We start from the raw sequence: 15,047 nt of genomic DNA, 5'->3' as shown, positions 1-15,047 counted from the left end.
CCGGCGTGAAGCCGAACCCGGCGCTCGACGCGATGGACCTGCCGCGCGGCCCGAAGGGCCACGTCGTCGCGAACTCGCGGCTCCAGGTCGTCCGCGAGGACGGCTCCTGGGTGCGCGGCGCATGGGCGGCCGGCGACATCGCGCAGATCCCCGACACGACCAAGCAGCAGCAGCCGGCGTTCTACCCGCCGAACGCGCAGAACGCGCTCCGGCAGGCGGTGCTGCTCGGCGAGAGCATCCCGAAGGCGATCCGCCGCCGGCGCCCGCGGCCCTACGTGCACTACACGCTCGGCACGGTCGCGTCGTACGGCGTCCTGCACGGTGCGGCCAACATCCACGGCGTGCAGCTGAAGGACGTGTGGGCGTGGCTCGCGCACCGCGGGTACCACCTGCTCGCGATGCCCACCACGGACCGGAAGATCCGGATCCTCGCCGGCTGGGTCGCCGACGCCCTCGGGCGAACGGATCTCACGCCGACGGACGACCTCGAGGACCCGCGCCACGACTTCCGGGTCGAGGCGCAGAAGGCAGGAGCTGCACGATGAGCGACGTCAACGACGAGAACGATCTCGGCCATCCGTCGCAGGCCGAGGGGGAGGACCCGGGCGTCGAGCCGGAGATCGTGCTCGAGCCGGAGGGCAAGCCGTCCCAGTCCGAGGGCGAGGACCCCGACCACCCCGACGAGCACGAGGTGCTCGATCCGGCCGAGCCCGACTGACCGGTGGCGCTCTCGATCGGCGCCGTCGTGCTGCGGGTGCGCGACCTCGATCGCGAGGTCGCCTTCTGGAGCGCGGCGCTCGACCTCGTGCAGCGGTCCGCGCCCGAGGACGACTGGGTGAGCCTCCGACCGCGGGCGGGCCACGGCGTCAGCCTCTCGTTCGACCTGAAGCGCTCGGAGTACGCGCTCCCGCCGCGATTCCACCTCGATCTCTACGCGGACGACCGGGCGGCGGAGGTGCGGCGCCTCGTCTCGCTCGGCGCGACCGAGATCCCGCTCGAGCACCGCGGCGAGGTGGACTGGACGCTCATGGCGGATCCCGAGGGGAACCGTTTCGACGTCTGCGACCTGCCGGCCGACGGCCGGAGCGAGCCGTCGGCTCAGTAGCCGCGGAGCCGGGTGATGGCGCGGCGGTCCCGCTTCGTCGGCCGCCCGGCGGCCAGGTCGCGGAGCACCTTCGCCGGCGTCTCCTCGCGCGGCGGAGGCGGCGGGGTGCGGTCCTCGAACGCCGTCGCCGCGACCTCGGCGCTGCCGCGCTTCTCGAGCAGGGCGGTGACGCCGAGGATCCTCTCGTGGGCGACCTGCGCCCGCACCTCGTCGCCGACCCGCACGACGTGGGCCGGCTTCACCTTCTCGCCGTTCACCGACACGTGGCCCGCCCGGCAGGCGGCGGTCGCCAGCGACCGCGTGCGGTAGGCGCGGACGGCCCACAGCCACACGTCGACCCGAACCCGATCCGCCATCGCGAGGCAGTGTAGGCGGCTCAGCCGACCCCGAGGTGCGTCGTCAGGAAGCGGACCGTCGCCGCGAGCAGGCGCTTGCGGGACTCGGCCCTGCGGTACTCGTGGCCCTCGCCCGCCAGCTCCAGGTACGCCACCTCGCGGCCGGCGGCCTCGAGCGCGGCGACGACCTGCCTCGCCTCGCCGATGGGCACGTTCGTGTCGTGCTCGCCGTGCGCGACCAGCACCGGCACGGTGATCTCCGCCGCCCGGGGCAGCGGTGAGATCGCTTCGAGCAGCGCGCGGTCCTTGACCGGATGCCCGTACTTCGTGACCGCTGCTGCCCCGATCCACGGTTCCGTGTCCCGGTAGAAGGTCGTGAGGTCGCTCATCCCGCACACGTCGACGCCGGCGGCGAACCGGCCGGCGGAGAAGACGAGCGAGGCGAGCGTGAGGTAGCCGCCGTAGGACCTGCCGCCCACCGCGATCCTCGACGGCGACGCGATCCCGGCGCGCACCAGATGGTCGGCTGCGGCGCGCACGTCCGCGAACGCGTCCCATCGCCCCTCGAGGTCGTCGGCGTGCACGAACTCCCGGCCGAAGCCCGACGAGCCGCGGATGTTCGGCGCGAGCACGGAGATCCCGGCGAGGGCGAGCGCCTGGTGCTGCGGGTTGAAGGTGGGGCGCTCCTGCGCCTCCGGGCCGCCGTGCAGGGCGATGTACGCGGGAGCGTCCGGTCCCGCGTCGGCCGCCCGGTAGAGCCAGCCGGTGAGCGGCAGGCCGTCCTCGCCCGCGAACCGTTCGAGGGTCGGCGTGAGCAGGCCGCTCGGCTCGCGCGGTGCCGCCGTCACCCGCCGCCAGCGGTGGTCGCGGGTGTCGAGCTGCCAGAGCTCGCGGGACCGCGCCGGTCCCTCGACGCCGAGCACGACGGTGTGCCCGTTGCGGGACAGCACCGGTGTCGTCGCGACGAGCCCGGGCAGGCCGGGGATCGGTGTGCGCTCGTGCGTGGTCGTGTCGAACAGCTCGAGCTCGCTCGATCCCGCCACGTTCCAGACGAGCAGCAGCAGCCGGCCCGCGTCGTCCGCGTCGACGGCCTCCAGCTCCGCGTCGTCGCGTCGCGCGAGGGTGCGCGGCTCGCCGCGGTGGCCGTTCGGCCCGAAGGGCAGGCCGAGGAGCTGCGTGCGCGGCAGCCCCACGTCGGAGGCGAGGTAGACGTACAGCGGCCCGGAGTCGCCCTCGGGCGCGGGCCGGATGAGCGCCGTCTCGGTCGATCCGGTGCCCGCGGGCAGCAGCGGCACGTGTGTGTCCTCGAGCCGGTCGACGACGACGACGAACTGACGGCCGCGTTCACCGTCGACCACGACGGCGAAGCGCTCCTCGAGCGAGAGGTCGAGCACGTGGAGCAGGCCGCCGGTCGCGAGCGGATCGAGCATGCCGGTGCGCGGATCGGCGAGGAACGACCGGGACAGGCGGCCCGGGCCCGGCGAGGGGACGGTCACGACCACCCGGTGCCCGCTGCGGGCCCAGGGCCCGAGCTCGGCGTGCTCATCGCTGCCGCCGGCGATGCGGCGGGCGTCGGTGCCGTCGGGGCGCACCACCCACACCTCGGTGCGCACCCCGCCGTCGGTCGCGACGACGCAGGCGAGCCAGCGGCCGTCCGCCGACCACGACACCTCCAGCACGGGATCGGTCGATAGCGGGATGCGCGTCGCGGGCGGCGGCTCGCCCTCCTGCCGGACGTCCTGCACCCACACCTCAGGCACGCCGGACCGGTCGCTGATGAACGCGATCCGCATGCCGTCGGGGGTGAGGGTCGGCCCCCAGCTGCCCCAGGCGTCGACGAGGGCGGTGCCGGTGCGGATCGCGGCGTCGGTGCCCACCGCGGCGTCGGTCGTCATCCGACCCCGTGCCGCTGCAGCCACAGCTCGAGCAGCCCGAGCTGCCACAGCGCGTTGCTGCCGAGCGGCGTCCGCTCGGCGTTCGGGTCCGCCAGCATCCGCTCCACCGTCTCCGGCCGGAACAGGCCGCGACGACGGGCGACCGGGTCGGTGAGGGCGTCGCGGACGCGTGCGAGCAGCGGGCCGTCGAGCTGCCGGATGGCGGGCACCGGGAAATGGCCCTTGACGCGGTCGAGGACCGCGTCCGGGACGAGGCCCCGGCTGGCGCGCTTCAGCACGCCCTTGCCGCCGTCGGCGAGCTTCAGGTCCGGGGGGACCGTCGCTGCGAGCTCCACGAAGTCGTGGTCGAGGAACGGCACCCGCGCCTCGAGACCCCAGGCCATGGTCATCGTGTCGACGCGCTTCACCGGGTCCTCGACGAGCATCACCGTCGTGTCGATCCGCAGGGCGGCGTCGACGGCGGTCTCCGCGCCGTCGGCGGCGAAGCGGTCGGCGAGGAACCGCCCCGGCGGGTCGTCGGGCGGCAGCCACTCCGGGTTCAGCAGCGCGCGCATCCCGGCCCACGTCCGGTCGGCGAAGACCGCGGCGTAGGCGTCGACCGCGTCGTCGCGGTCCACGTCCGAGAGCGGCGGGTACCACTCGTACCCGCCGAGCACCTCGTCGGCGCCCTGCCCCGACTGCACCACCTTGACGGACTTCGACACCTGCTCGGCGAGCAGGAAGAAGGCGACGCAGTCGTGGCTCACCATCGGCTCGCCCATCGCGCCGATCGCCGCGTCGACGGCCCCGGGGAGCCGGTCGGAGGGCACCGGGATGCGTGTGTGCTCGGTGCCGAACGTGCGGGCGACGAGATCGGAGTAGGCGAACTCGTCGCCGGACTCGCCGCCCGCGTCCTCGAAACCGATGCTGAAGGTGGCGAGGTCGTGCTGCCCGGCCTCGGCGAGCAGGGCGACGACGAGGGAGGAGTCGAAGCCGCCCGACAGCAGCACCCCGACCGGCACGTCCGCGACCATCCGCCGCTGCACGGCGGCGCGGAGCGCCTCGAGCAGGGCCTCCTGCCAGTCGCGCTCGGACCAGCCGGAGCGGGCCGGGTCGCGGCTGAAGTCCGGCGACCAGTAGACGTGCTCGCGGCTCGTCCCGTCGCGCTCGATCACCCGCACGGTGGCGGGCGGCAGCTTGCGGATGCCGGTCAGCACGGTGCGCGGCGCCGGCACGACCGCGTGGAAGCTGAGGTAGTGGGCGAGCCCCACCCGGTCGAGCCCGGTGTCGACGCCCCCGCCGTCGATCAGCGCCTGCGGCGTGGACGCGAAGCGCAGCAGGCCGGGGCGCTCGTCGAGGTAGAGCGGTTTGATGCCGAGCCGGTCGCGCGCGAGGATCACCCGGCCGCTGTCGTGCTCGGCGATCGCGAGGGCGAACATGCCGCGGAAGTGGTGCACGAAGTCCTCGCCCCACTCGTGCCACGCCTTCAGCACGACCTCCGTGTCGGAGGTCGAGACGAACCGGTGCCCGGCCGCCACGAGCTCGTCCCGGAGGGCGCGGTAGTTGTAGATGCAGCCGTTGAAGACGATCGTCGCGCCCGTCTCGGCGTCGACCATCGGCTGCGCCCCTCCGGGGGAGAGGTCGATGATCGCGAGGCGCCGGTGCCCGAACGCCACCGGTCCGCGCCGCCACAGGCCCTCGCCGTCGGGACCGCGGTGCACGAGGCACGCGGTCATCCGCGCGATCGCGGCCTCGTCCGGCGCACGCCCGTCGAACCGGATCTCACCCGCCACCCCGCACATGCCTCCCCCTCACCGTCCGTGGTCGTGCTCGTGGTCGTGGTCGGGCGCCTCGCGCACGATCCACGTGTCCTTGGCGCCGCCGCCCCGCGAGGAGTTGACGACGAGGCTGCCCTCGGGCGCGACCCGCGTGAACGCCACCGGCACGAGGGCCAGGTCCCGGCGCCGGCGGCCCGTCGCGTAGACGAACGCGCGCAGGTCGACGTGCCGCGGCTGCAGGTGCCCGTGATCGAGCGACGGCGCGCTCGACAGCGGCACCACCTCCTGCGCGACCCACGCGGCGGGCTCGGCGGCGATCTCGCCGCGCCGTGCCGCCACCTCGGCGGCGCTCGCGGCCGGCCCGATCAGCACCCCGCGCCCCCCGGATCCGTCGACCGGCTTCGTGACGAGCTCGCCGACCCGCTCGAGCACGCCGCGGCGCTCCGCCTCGTCGGCGGTCCGGTAGGTCGGGACGCTCTCGAGCAGCGGCCGCTCGTCCAGGTAGTAGCCGATCAGCTCGGGCACCGAGCGGTACATGCCCTTGTCGTCCGCGATGCCGTTGCCCGGCGGGTTCACGAGCACGACGCCGCCCGTCTCGGCGACGGCGAGGACCTCCGCGCCGATCGGCCGTCCCGACCGATCGACGAGATCGGCGAGCTCGGGGTCGAGGCGCAGGTAGAGCGCACCGATCGTGTCGCGGGATCCGCGCCGAGTCACGACGCCGTCGGCGACGTCGAGGTCGTCGGCCTGCAGGAGCAGCAGTCCCGCACCGTCCGCGAGACGGCGGTGCTCGAACCAGGCGGCGCTCGCCGGTCCGCTCGAGAGCAGGGCGCCGCGGGTGCCGGGCCGGGCGCGGGCGAGCACGGTGCGCCGCAGCTGCTCGTACACGACGGCGGGATCGAGCAGGTGCGCCGGCCGCGGCAGGTCGGGGAGGACGGCGTCCAGCAGCTGCCGCACCGCGATCGCGTAGGCGACGCCCGACGGGTTGCGGAGGTTGTCCTCGAGCACGCGCCAGCCGCCGTACTCGTTGCGCACGAGGTCGAACCCGGCGATCGGGATCCGGAGCGTGTTCCGCGGCAGCCGGCCCGCCTCGGGGCGCCAGCCCGGGGCCAGGTGCACGTCCTCCTCGCGCAGCACGCCGTCGGCGACGATCCGGGCGGGACCGTACGCGTCCTCGAGGAACGCCTCGAGCGCCCGGGTCCGCTGGAGCAGCCCGGCCTCCAGCTCCGCCCACTCGTGCCGGTGCACGAGGCGCGGGACGAGGTCCACCGCGAACGGCTGCTTCGCGCCGTCCACCCCGAACTCGAGGCCCTGCTCGCGGGTCCACGCCACGCGCCGCGCCTCCCGCTCGGCGACGCCGTCCGGGCCGAGGTCGGTGAAGAAGCCGACGATCCGCTCGTAGTCGGGCCTCGGCGCCGCGTCCGCGCCGACGCCCTCGTCGCCGGCGCGGTACCGGTAGCGGTGCAGCGGCGGCCGGTTCGGGGAGCCGCCGCTCGCCGGTGCCTCCGTCTCCTGCACGACGAGGCGCATGACGTCGGCGAGGTCGCCCTGCCGGGCGAACGCCGTCCGCTGGCGGTCCGCCGAGTTGCCGCGGGCGAGCACGGCCTCGGCGAGGTCCAGGACCTCCTCGAGGTCGCCCGCCTCCTCCAGGGCCGGGCGGACCCGGGCGATGAGGGTCTGGACGGCGTCGGCCGCCGGAACCGGCTGCGGATGGTCCGAGTCGTCGAGCAGGCGGCCTGCGAGGCCGCCGCGGGCCGCCTGCCAGATCGCGGCGCGGTGCAGGGGCAGCGGCCGCAGGCGCCGCGGCTCGTCGGCCGCGATCTCGAGCTCGGCCGTGCGCACGAGCGCGCGGAACAGGCCCGCGATGAGCACGGCGTCGTCGACGACGGGGCACGCGTCGCAGACCCGCAGCTCGAGCGTCGGCGCGTGGCTGGACGGGCGCACGTCGAAGTAGGCCATCTTCGCGTCGGCGATCACGCCGGAGCGGATCAGGTCCTCGAGCAGCTCGTCGTACTCGGCGGCGCTGTCGAGCGGGCCCGTCGCGCCGGCGCTCGGCCAGCGCTGCCAGATGATGGTGCGGATCGACGCGTAGCCGGTGTCCTGCCCGTTCCAGTACGGGGAGCTCGCGGAGAGAGCGAGCAGCACGGGCAGATGCCGCGCGATCCGCTGCGCGGCCTCGACCGCGAGATCGCGGGACTGGACGCCGACATGGATCTGGGTGCCGCAGATGAGCTGCTCGTCGACGAGCAGCCGGTACTGCTCCTGCATGCGCCCGTAGCGACCGGTCGCCGTCAGCTCGAAGTCGCGGAACTCGCTGCGCGGCGCGGTGCCGACGGCGGCGACCCCGAGGCCCTCGCGCCCGGCGACCTCGATCAGGCCGCGGCGGAGCCGGAGCAGCTCGCCGCGGAGGCCGTCCAGCGTGGTGACCACGTCCGTGTTCGTCTCGACCGTGGTGCGCTGGATCTCGGCCGAGAAGCCGTCCGCGGGCAGCTTCGCGAGGAGCTGCGGCGCGCGCGCGGCGAGCTGCCACCGCGCCGTGTCGATGAGGTGCAGCTCCTCCTCGGCGCCGAGCGTCGCACGGGCCCCCATGGCGCCACCCTAGCGAGGGAGGGGGAGCCGGCTCAGGCCTCTTGGCGCTCGATCAGGCAGTCGAAACCTCCCCGGAACACGCCTCATCCGGGCAGGGAGCCGAGCGCGAGGCCCGCCGCCGCGAGCGCGACGCAGGCGGCCGGGACGACGAGCGCGTTCGTCAGCGCCGCGAGCGGGCGCCGGGCGGCGACGAGGGCGACCGTCTCGACGCTCGCGGCGCTGAAGGTGGTGTATCCCCCGAGGAAGCCGGTGCCGGCGACGAGCCGGAGGGCGTCGGGGAGGGCGCCGGCGCCGGCGAGGCCGGCCACGAGGCCGAGCAGCAGCGAGCCCGACAGGTTGATCAGGACGGTGCCCGCGGGGAACGCGGTGCTGATCCGGGAGCGCACCGCGGTGTCGAGCAGGAAGCGGGCGACCGCGCCGAGGCCACCCGCGAGCGCGACGAGCGCGAGGAGCGCGGGGCTCATGCGCGGCGTCCCACCCGCTCGCCGAGCGCAGCGGCGAGCATCCCCGCGAGCACCGACCCGAGCCCGTAGGCCACGGCCTCGGGAATCCGGCGGCCGTCGAGGAGCACGGCCGTGTCGACGGCGAGCGCACTGAAGGTGGTGAACCCGCCGAGCACGCCCGTGCCGAGCAGGAGCCGTGTCCGGCGGCGGCGGCCGGCGTCGGGGCCGCGCCCGGCGAGGGCGGCGAGCAGCGTCCCGAGGGCGAACGCCCCGACGACGTTGATCCCGATGGTCGAGACGGGCACCGCGCCCAGGGGCGGCACCAGCAGCCCGACGAGGGCGCGCAGGGCGGTGCCGACGGTGCCGCCGGCGAAGACGGCGAGCACCTCGACCGCCGGCGGGACGGCGGATCGCGGGGCGGGCACCCCTCGATCCTGCCGGTGCGTGCCGTCCGGCGCGCTACGCGACGCCGGTGGCGCCGAGCAGGTGACCGATCAGGAAGGTGAGCAGCAGGGCGAGGCCGCCCCCGATCACGGTGCGCAGCGTCGGCCGGAGCGGGTGCGCGCCGCCGAGGCGGGCTCCGATCGCCCCGGTGAGCGCGAGGGCGAGGATCACCACCACCACGGTGGCGGGGATCCTGACCACGGCGGAGAGCAGCGTGATCGCGAGCAGCGGCAGGATGCCGCCGGACAGGAACGAGACCGCGGACGCGATCGCGGCGCTCCACGGGTTCGCCTCCTCGTGGGGCAGCCGGCCGCGTGCCGCCCGCTGGCTGTCGCGCTGGCTGCTCACCGAGACGTACTCGCCGAGCGCCATGGACACGGCGCCGCCGATGAGCGCGGCGAGGCCGGCGACGAGGATGGGGCCGCTGTTCGCCGTGGCGCCCGCGACGCCGACGACGATCGCCGCGACGGAGACGATGCCGTCGTTCGCTCCGAGCACCCCGGCGCGCAGCCAGTTCGCCCGGCGGGTGGCGGCGCCCCCGTCGTCGGGCTCGACGTCGAGCGTCTCGGCGTCGTCCGTCACCTGGGTCATGGGTCCATCGTGCGCGCCACGTCCGGCGTCCGCCAGCAAGGGAAGGCGATCCTTCCCCGCGTCGGGCCGGTTCAGCGCAGCCCGATCCGGTAGCCCTGGCCGCGGACGGTCTCGATCAGGTCGCGCTCCGTCTTCCGCCGGATCGCGTGCACGTAGGTGTCCACCGTGCCCGGGCCGGCGTCCGGGTCGAACACGCGCCGCAGGATCGTCGCCCGGGAGAACGCGCGCTCCGGTTCGGCGGTGAGCAGCTCGAGCAGCGCGGTCTCGCGCGGCGTGAGCGCCACTCGGCCCTCGTAGGGCGACTCGATCGCGTTGCGGGCGGGCAGCAGCTCCCACTCGCCGATCCGGGTCGCCGGCGCTCCGTGGGTGCGCAGCAGGGCGCGGATCCTCGCGTGCAGCTCGTCGAAGTCGAACGGCTTCACGAGGTAGTCGTCGGCGCCGGCGTCGAGCCCGGACACCCGGTCGGGCACGGTGCCGAGCGCGGTGAGCATGAGCACCGGCATCGCGGATCCGGCCCTCCGGAGCTCCTCGACGAGCGCGACGCCGTCGAGGCCGGGCAGGCGACGGTCGACGACCGCCACGTCGTAGTCGCCGGTGAGCGCGGCCGCGAGCCCGCCGGTGCCGTCGGCGACCAGCCGAACCGCGTACGCGTCGCCGAGCGCCTCGAGCAGCAGCGGGCCGAGCCGCGGGTCGTCCTCGACCGCGAGCAGGGTGGGTCGCTCCTCGGAAGGTGGCACGAGGGCATCGTGCTGGATGCGGCGCTGAGACGCCACTCACATCGGGGAGGATGGACCCCGTGGGGTTCGTGCTGACCGCGATCGGCGAGGCGCTCGCCAAGGCCGCCGCGATGGGCTGGCAGATCCTCTGGCCGCTGATCCTCGGGTTCGCCCTGTCCGCCGTCGTCCAGGCGGTCGTCCGCCGCGACCGGGTGGCCCGGCTGCTCGCGGGCAGCGGACCGCGGTCGGTCGCCATCGCGACGGGGCTCGGCGCCGCGTCGTCGTCGTGCTCCTACGCCGCCGTCGCGCTGGCCCGCGCCCTGTTCCGGCGCGGCGCCTCGTTCACCTCGGCGATGGCGTTCGAGATCGCGTCCACGAACCTCGTGCTGGAGCTCGGCCTCATCCTCGCCATCAGCCTCGGCTGGCGGTTCACGCTCGCCGAGTTCGTCGCGGGGCCGCTCATGATCGTGCTCGTCGCGCTCGGCTTCCGCCTCTGGCTGCGCGGGCGGATCGTGGAACGGGCCCGCGAGCAGGCCGAGCGCGGGATCCCCGGCAGCATGGAGGGGCACGCCGGCATGGACATGTCGGTCGCGGGCGACCGCCCGTTCCTCGCCCGCCTGCTGTCCCGCGACGGCGTCGTCTCCACGAGCCGGTACTTCGTCATGGACTGGGCCGCCGTGCTCCGCGACATCGTGATCGGCCTGCTCATCGCGGGCGCGTTCGACGCGTGGGTGCCGCGCGCGTGGCTGCGCGCCGTGTTCCTGACCGGCGACCCGACGGCCGCATTCGTGCTCGGACCCCTGATCGGGCCGCTGATCGCGGTCGTCAGCTTCGTCTGCTCCGTCGGCAACGTGCCCCTCGCGGCGGTGCTCTGGAACGGCGGCATCAGCTTCGGCGGTGTCATGGCCTTCGTCTTCGCCGACCTGCTCATCCTGCCGATCCTCGTCATCCACCGCCGCTACTACGGCACGCGCGCGATGCTCGGCATCGCCGGGACCTTCTATCTCGCCATGGCGCTCGCCGGGTACGTGATCGAGGTGCTGTTCACCGTGCTGCACCTCGTGCCCACCGAGCGGAGCGCGCGGGTCCTCGATGCAGGGATCTCGTGGGACTACACGACGTGGCTCGACCTCCTGTTCCTCGCCGTCGCGGTGTTCCTGCTCGTCGTCTTCGTGCGCTCCGGCAGCTGGCCGATGCTCGGGATGATGGGCGGGTCACCGGACGCCGGGCACGACCACGGGCATCACGACCATGGTTCAGCGGCGGCGCACCCCGGTCACGAGGAGCACGCCGGCCACGGTGATCTGCACGAGGGCCGCCCGGCGCCACCGGCGTGACAGCAGGACCACCGGCACCATCGAGGCCAGGTGGGCCAGATCGACGACGGCGCCGAGGGCACCCCAGCCGGTCGTGGCCGTCGCCCAGGCCTGCAGCACCTGGCGAGCACCGAGGACGCGGTAGACCACCAGGTCGCCGGCGCGGGGCGCGTGCCCGAGCTCCCGGGTCGCGACGGCGGACGGTGCCGTCAGGTCGAGCACGCCGGCGGTCAGGCGCACGAGGTCGACGGGTCGCCAATCGGTCATGGGGTGCTCCTTCTCCCGAGCGGTGGCGTGTACTGCAGCAGAGGTTCCTTGCGGGGAGCCGCAGGCGCCGTGAGGGAGGGCTCCAGGGCGCACGGATACCGTTCGTCGCATGGCACCGCACCACCCCTATCCGTCGGTCAAGCCGCCCCAGGTGGTGCTCGTGCGCCACGGCGAGACCGACTGGAGCCGCACGGGGCGGCACACGGGCTTCACCGACGTCGGCCTGACCGAGGAGGGCGAGCGGCGCGCTCGCGCGGTCGGCCCCGTGCTCGCCGAGCGCGACTTCGGCCTCGTGCTCTCGAGCCCCAGGCGGCGGGCGATGCGCACGGCGGAGCTCGCCGGCTTCGGCGACCGGATCGAGACGACGGAGGATCTCGCCGAGTTCGACTACGGCGCCTACGAGGGCCTGACGACGCCGCAGATCCACGAGCAGCGGCCCGACTGGGATCTCTGGCGCGACGGCTGCCCGCCGGGGGAGACGCCTGGGGAGACGGCGGGCCAGGTGCGGATCCGCGTCGAGCGCGTGCTCGCGCGCGCGCAGCCCGTGCTCGACACCGGCAAGGACGTCCTCCTCGTCGCCCACGGCCACGTCCTGCGGGCGCTCGGCGCCGCCTGGATCGGGCTGCCGCCGGACGGCGGCGGGAACCTCGTGCTCTCGACCGCCGGCATCGCCGAGCTCGGGTTCGAGCACGGCAAGCGGGTGCTCGATCTGTGGAACGCGGTGCCCTGAGTGGTGGGCGACGCCTTCGCGATGCGGGCCCGCTCGTTCGGCGGGGCCGCCGACGCCTATGCCACCGGCAGGCCGACCTATCCCGGCGAGGCGGTGGCGTGGCTCGTGGCCGGCGTCCGGCGGGTCGTGGACGTGGGCGCCGGCACGGGGAAGCTGACCACCGGGCTCCTCGCCGCCGGCTGCGAGGTCGTGGCGGCCGTCGACCCGGATCCGGGGATGCTCGCCACCCTGGAGCGGGAGGTCCCCGGCGTGCCCGTGCTCGTCGGGACGGCCGAGTCCGTGCCGCTGCCGGACGGCTCCGTGGACGCGGCGGTGCTCGGTCAGGCCTGGCACTGGGTCGATCCGGAGGCGGCGTCCGCCGAGCTCGGCCGCGTCGTGCGGCCGGGCGGGGTGCTCGGACTCCTCTGGAACATCCGGGACGAGGGCGTGCCGTGGGTGGCGGAGCTCGGCGCGATCATGCACGGCAGCGCCGCCGAGCAGATGATCGACGGGGGCGCCGTGCACGTCGCCGCACCCTTCGGCCCGCTCGCCGAGCACCGGGTGACGTGGAGCGTGCCGCGCACGCCCGACGAGATCGTCGCCCTGGCGGCGTCTCGCAGCTACCTCATCGCCCTGCCGGAGGACGACCGGGCCGCCGTCCTGGAGCGGATCCGCGATCTGCTCGCCGCGCATCCCGCCACGACGGGCCGGGACCGGATCGACCTGCCCTACGTCACCTACGCCTTCCGGGCGGTGCGCGACTGAGGCGTCAGGGCCAGAGGCGTTCGAAGCGCCAGCCGTCGTGCTCCCGCCGGTAGCGCAGCCGCTGCTCGCCGACGTCGTGCCGCGACTGCCAGAACTCCACCTCGGCCGGGGCGACGAGGTAGGCGGCCCAGTCCGGGTCGACGAGCTCGGGATCCGCCTGCAGCCGGGCCTCGGCCCGGCGGATCCGCGACGCGGCGTCCCCCGGGAGGGGTGCGCTCTGCCGGCCGGCGAGCGTGGCGGCGCGCGACGTGGCGCCCCTCGCCCGGAAGGCGGCGGCGGCGCGGTCGGCGTCACCGCGGACGACGCTGCCCGTCACCCGCACCTGCCGGGACTGCTCGCGGGCGTACCAGACGAGCGAGGCGACCGGGTTCTCGGCGAGGTCGCGGCCGGTGGGGCCGGACGCGCTCGTCGCGAACCAGAATCCGTCCTCCGTGACGTCGGACAGCAGGACCGTGCGGGCGCTCGGGGTGCCGTCGGCGGTCGCGGTCGCGAGGGTCACGGTGCGGGCGGCGAGCACGCCGGCGCCGACGGCCGCCCGGATCCAGTCGGTCAGCAGCGGCCACGGCTCCGCCGGCGGCGCGTCGACCGCCCACGCGGGTTCGCCCGTCGGCCGGGTCGAGGAGGCGGCGAGCAGCTCGGCGAGGGAGAAGCGCACGGCCGAACCGTACGAGATCCCGCTGGGAGCAGGAGCCCGCCCGGTCAGGCGAGGCGCTCGTTCGCGTACACCGCCATCGCGTCCCGGAAGTACGCCGCGACGCCCGGGGAGACGCGGTCGTAGGTCGCACGGAACCGCTCGTCGTCCACGTACATCCGCCCGAGCGCGGTGAACGCTTCGGCGTCCGGGGTCCACATGCGGCTGATCGAGGCGTGCAGGGCCTCGATCTCCGCCTGCACCGCCGGCGCCTCGACGGGCGTGCCGGCCGCGCGCAGCTCGGCCATCCGGACGATCTGCGCCGTCGTCTCCCGCTGCATCCGCTCGGTGTCGGCCGGCGTGAGGGTGGCGGTGAACCGCTCGGAGGCGGCGGCCTCCTCCGGCCAGCGCTCCCGCGCCTCCGCCTCGTACTCGCTCGGGTCGAATCCTTCGAAGAGGTTCTCGGGTCGCTCGATGGTCATCGGTGCACTCCTCGCGTGCTCGGACAGCTCCCGGATGGTGCGTTCGACCGTGGCCGCCATGCGACCGAGCCGCGCCCGCTCCGCGAGCAGGCGGCGGTGGTGCTCGCGCAGCGCGTCGAGCTCGTCCCGCTGCTCGTCGAGCAGCGCGGCGATCTCGGTCAGGCCGAGGCCCAGCGCCTTCAGGACGAGGATCCGCTGCAGACGCAGCAGCTCCTGGTCGCCGTAGAAGCGGTAGCCGTTGCTGCCGACCGAGGCCGGCAGCAGCAGCCCGATCGCCTCGTAGTGCCGCAGCGTGCGGGACGTGACGCCCGACATGCGGGCGACGTCCCCGATCGCGACCTCGGCCACCGTCGTGCTCCCTCCGTGCCGGACGTTCCGGCGGTTCCCGACGGTAGGGGCTGCCGTTACGGCAGGGTCAAGCGCCGACGTCGATGAGGATCTTGCCCGTCGTCCCGGCCTCCACGGCCCGGTGCGCATCGGCGGTGCGCTCGAGCGGGAAGCGGACGACGGGCAGGCCGGCCTCCTCGCCGATCCGGAGCGCGCCCGCCGCCACCGCGGCGGTCACGCCGGCCACGGCGGCGTCCTTCGCGTCGTCGGGCGCCGTGTAGGTGAGCAGGAACCGCCAGATCAGGTTCTTCGTCATCGACGGCCGCACCTCGAGCCGCATCGGCTCGCTGCGGTCGGTCGCGTAGACGACCGCGGTGCCGTCCGGGCGGAGCACCTCGGCGTCGAGCCCGGCATTCGCGTGCGGGTTCACCTCGACGACGAGGTCCACGCCGCCGGGGACGAGCGCCTGCACGCGGGCCGCTGCGTCCTCGGAGCGGTAGTCGACGACGTCGTGGGCGCCCGCCGCCCTGGCGAGGGCCGCCTTCTCGGGTGACGACACCGTGGTGAGCACGCGGGCACCCGCCCACACGGCCAGCTCGATGGCGGCATGGCCGACCGCGCCGGCCCCGCCTGCGACGAGCACCGTGCGGCCGGCGAGCGCGCCCGGTGCGAGCG

General features: G+C 75.0%; 17 protein-coding genes and 1 pseudogene. 6 read left to right on the top strand and 12 right to left on the bottom strand.

Features of this window, described 5'->3' with window-relative positions; genetic code table 11:
• The 3 genes and pseudogenes from JWQ92_RS13760 to JWQ92_RS13750 form a co-directional block, all read left to right on the top strand.
• A pseudogene (locus tag JWQ92_RS13760) lies at window positions 1-545 on the top strand (pyridine nucleotide-disulfide oxidoreductase); the annotation flags it as partial.
• A complete protein-coding gene (locus JWQ92_RS13755; protein WP_297345029.1) occupies window positions 542-718 on the top strand; it encodes a hypothetical protein in 177 nt (58 codons plus the stop codon). The pseudogene JWQ92_RS13760 and the gene JWQ92_RS13755, both read left to right, overlap by 4 nt.
• Before the next feature lie 3 nt (window positions 719-721).
• Window positions 722-1,105, top strand: a complete 384-nt coding sequence (locus tag JWQ92_RS13750) for a VOC family protein (RefSeq protein ID WP_297345028.1) — start codon at window positions 722-724, stop codon at window positions 1,103-1,105.
• Here JWQ92_RS13750 and JWQ92_RS13745 read toward each other — a convergent pair.
• The 8 genes from JWQ92_RS13745 to JWQ92_RS13710 all read right to left on the bottom strand — a co-directional run bounded on the left by JWQ92_RS13745 (window position 1,099) and on the right by JWQ92_RS13710 (window position 9,896).
• Window positions 1,099-1,461 (bottom strand): S4 domain-containing protein, encoded by a 363-nt coding sequence (locus JWQ92_RS13745; RefSeq protein ID WP_297345027.1) that lies wholly within the window; start codon window positions 1,459-1,461, stop codon window positions 1,099-1,101. The genes JWQ92_RS13750 and JWQ92_RS13745 overlap by 7 nt on opposite strands.
• Before the next feature lie 20 nt (window positions 1,462-1,481).
• Entirely contained in the window at window positions 1,482-3,335 is a 1,854-nt protein-coding gene (locus tag JWQ92_RS13740) for a prolyl oligopeptidase family serine peptidase (RefSeq protein ID WP_297345026.1), read from the bottom strand.
• Entirely contained in the window at window positions 3,332-5,116 is a 1,785-nt protein-coding gene (locus tag JWQ92_RS13735; protein ID WP_297345025.1) for an N-acetylglutaminylglutamine amidotransferase, read from the bottom strand. The genes JWQ92_RS13740 and JWQ92_RS13735 overlap by 4 nt, the downstream gene beginning before the upstream one ends.
• Before the next feature lie 9 nt (window positions 5,117-5,125).
• The gene (locus tag JWQ92_RS13730; RefSeq protein ID WP_297345024.1) at window positions 5,126-7,681 is read right to left on the bottom strand and encodes a glutamate--cysteine ligase; all 2,556 of its coding nucleotides are present in this window, start codon (window positions 7,679-7,681) and stop codon (window positions 5,126-5,128) included.
• Window positions 7,682-7,764: 83 nt separating this feature from the next.
• Window positions 7,765-8,145: a fluoride efflux transporter CrcB gene (gene crcB, locus JWQ92_RS13725; protein ID WP_297345023.1), complete on the bottom strand. Its 381-nt coding sequence runs from the start codon at window positions 8,143-8,145 to the stop codon at window positions 7,765-7,767.
• Window positions 8,142-8,549, bottom strand: a complete 408-nt coding sequence (locus JWQ92_RS13720; protein WP_297345022.1) for a CrcB family protein — start codon at window positions 8,547-8,549, stop codon at window positions 8,142-8,144. The genes crcB and JWQ92_RS13720 overlap by 4 nt, the downstream gene beginning before the upstream one ends.
• Before the next feature lie 34 nt (window positions 8,550-8,583).
• On the bottom strand, window positions 8,584-9,159 hold the full coding sequence (locus JWQ92_RS13715) for a VIT1/CCC1 transporter family protein (protein ID WP_297345021.1): 576 nt from the start codon (window positions 9,157-9,159) through the stop codon (window positions 8,584-8,586).
• A 71-nt stretch (window positions 9,160-9,230) separates the two neighbouring features.
• Window positions 9,231-9,896 carry a response regulator transcription factor gene (locus JWQ92_RS13710; protein ID WP_297345020.1) on the bottom strand — a complete coding sequence of 222 codons (666 nt, stop codon included), beginning with the start codon at window positions 9,894-9,896 and terminating at the stop codon, window positions 9,231-9,233.
• 59 nt (window positions 9,897-9,955) lie between these two features.
• On the opposite strand from JWQ92_RS13710, the gene JWQ92_RS13705 reads away from it, so the two are divergent.
• Window positions 9,956-11,212 carry a permease gene (locus JWQ92_RS13705; RefSeq protein ID WP_297345019.1) on the top strand — a complete coding sequence of 419 codons (1,257 nt, stop codon included), beginning with the start codon at window positions 9,956-9,958 and terminating at the stop codon, window positions 11,210-11,212.
• Here JWQ92_RS13705 and JWQ92_RS13700 read toward each other — a convergent pair.
• Complete coding sequence (locus JWQ92_RS13700; RefSeq protein WP_297345018.1) at window positions 11,132-11,458, bottom strand: hypothetical protein; 327 nt, start codon at window positions 11,456-11,458, stop codon at window positions 11,132-11,134. The two genes, JWQ92_RS13705 and JWQ92_RS13700, sit on opposite strands and share 81 nt — an antisense overlap.
• A 109-nt stretch (window positions 11,459-11,567) precedes the next feature.
• On the opposite strand from JWQ92_RS13700, the gene JWQ92_RS13695 reads away from it, so the two are divergent.
• Window positions 11,568-12,188 carry a histidine phosphatase family protein gene (locus tag JWQ92_RS13695; protein ID WP_297345017.1) on the top strand — a complete coding sequence of 207 codons (621 nt, stop codon included), beginning with the start codon at window positions 11,568-11,570 and terminating at the stop codon, window positions 12,186-12,188.
• Window positions 12,189-12,932, top strand: a complete 744-nt coding sequence (locus tag JWQ92_RS13690; RefSeq protein ID WP_297345016.1) for a class I SAM-dependent methyltransferase — start codon at window positions 12,189-12,191, stop codon at window positions 12,930-12,932. It abuts the gene before it with no gap.
• A gap of 4 nt (window positions 12,933-12,936) precedes the next feature.
• Here the strand turns inward: JWQ92_RS13690 and JWQ92_RS13685 are convergent, their stop codons facing one another.
• From JWQ92_RS13685 to JWQ92_RS13675, 3 genes are all read right to left on the bottom strand, one after another.
• A complete protein-coding gene (locus JWQ92_RS13685; RefSeq protein ID WP_297345015.1) occupies window positions 12,937-13,587 on the bottom strand; it encodes a pyridoxal 5'-phosphate synthase in 651 nt (216 codons plus the stop codon).
• A 44-nt stretch (window positions 13,588-13,631) separates the two neighbouring features.
• Window positions 13,632-14,393, bottom strand: coding sequence for a MerR family transcriptional regulator (locus JWQ92_RS13680; RefSeq protein WP_297345014.1), 762 nt, complete (start codon window positions 14,391-14,393; stop codon window positions 13,632-13,634).
• Between the two features lie 67 nt (window positions 14,394-14,460).
• Window positions 14,461-15,047, bottom strand: a 587-nt coding sequence (locus tag JWQ92_RS13675) for a zinc-binding dehydrogenase (protein WP_297345013.1), incomplete at its 5' end; no start/stop codon positions are given.

The organism is Amnibacterium sp. (assembly GCF_025463795.1).
Lineage (GTDB): Bacteria > Actinomycetota > Actinomycetes > Actinomycetales > Microbacteriaceae > Amnibacterium.
Note: the sequence above shows the minus strand (reverse complement) of the source record. Positions and strands in the feature narration are given on the sequence as shown.

Coding starts and splice junctions, on each gene's coding strand:
- JWQ92_RS13745 (WP_297345027.1), bottom strand. CDS start 1,461: ATGGCGGATCGGGTTCGGGTCGACGTGTGGCTGTGGGCCGTCCGCGCC.
- JWQ92_RS13730 (WP_297345024.1), bottom strand. CDS start 7,681: ATGGGGGCCCGTGCGACGCTCGGCGCCGAGGAGGAGCTGCACCTCATC.
- crcB (WP_297345023.1), bottom strand. CDS start 8,145: ATGAGCCCCGCGCTCCTCGCGCTCGTCGCGCTCGCGGGTGGCCTCGGC.
- JWQ92_RS13735 (WP_297345025.1), bottom strand. CDS start 5,116: ATGTGCGGGGTGGCGGGTGAGATCCGGTTCGACGGGCGTGCGCCGGAC.
- JWQ92_RS13755 (WP_297345029.1), top strand. CDS start 542: ATGAGCGACGTCAACGACGAGAACGATCTCGGCCATCCGTCGCAGGCC.
- JWQ92_RS13700 (WP_297345018.1), bottom strand. CDS start 11,458: ATGACCGATTGGCGACCCGTCGACCTCGTGCGCCTGACCGCCGGCGTG.
- JWQ92_RS13695 (WP_297345017.1), top strand. CDS start 11,568: ATGGCACCGCACCACCCCTATCCGTCGGTCAAGCCGCCCCAGGTGGTG.
- JWQ92_RS13715 (WP_297345021.1), bottom strand. CDS start 9,159: ATGACCCAGGTGACGGACGACGCCGAGACGCTCGACGTCGAGCCCGAC.
- JWQ92_RS13740 (WP_297345026.1), bottom strand. CDS start 3,335: ATGACGACCGACGCCGCGGTGGGCACCGACGCCGCGATCCGCACCGGC.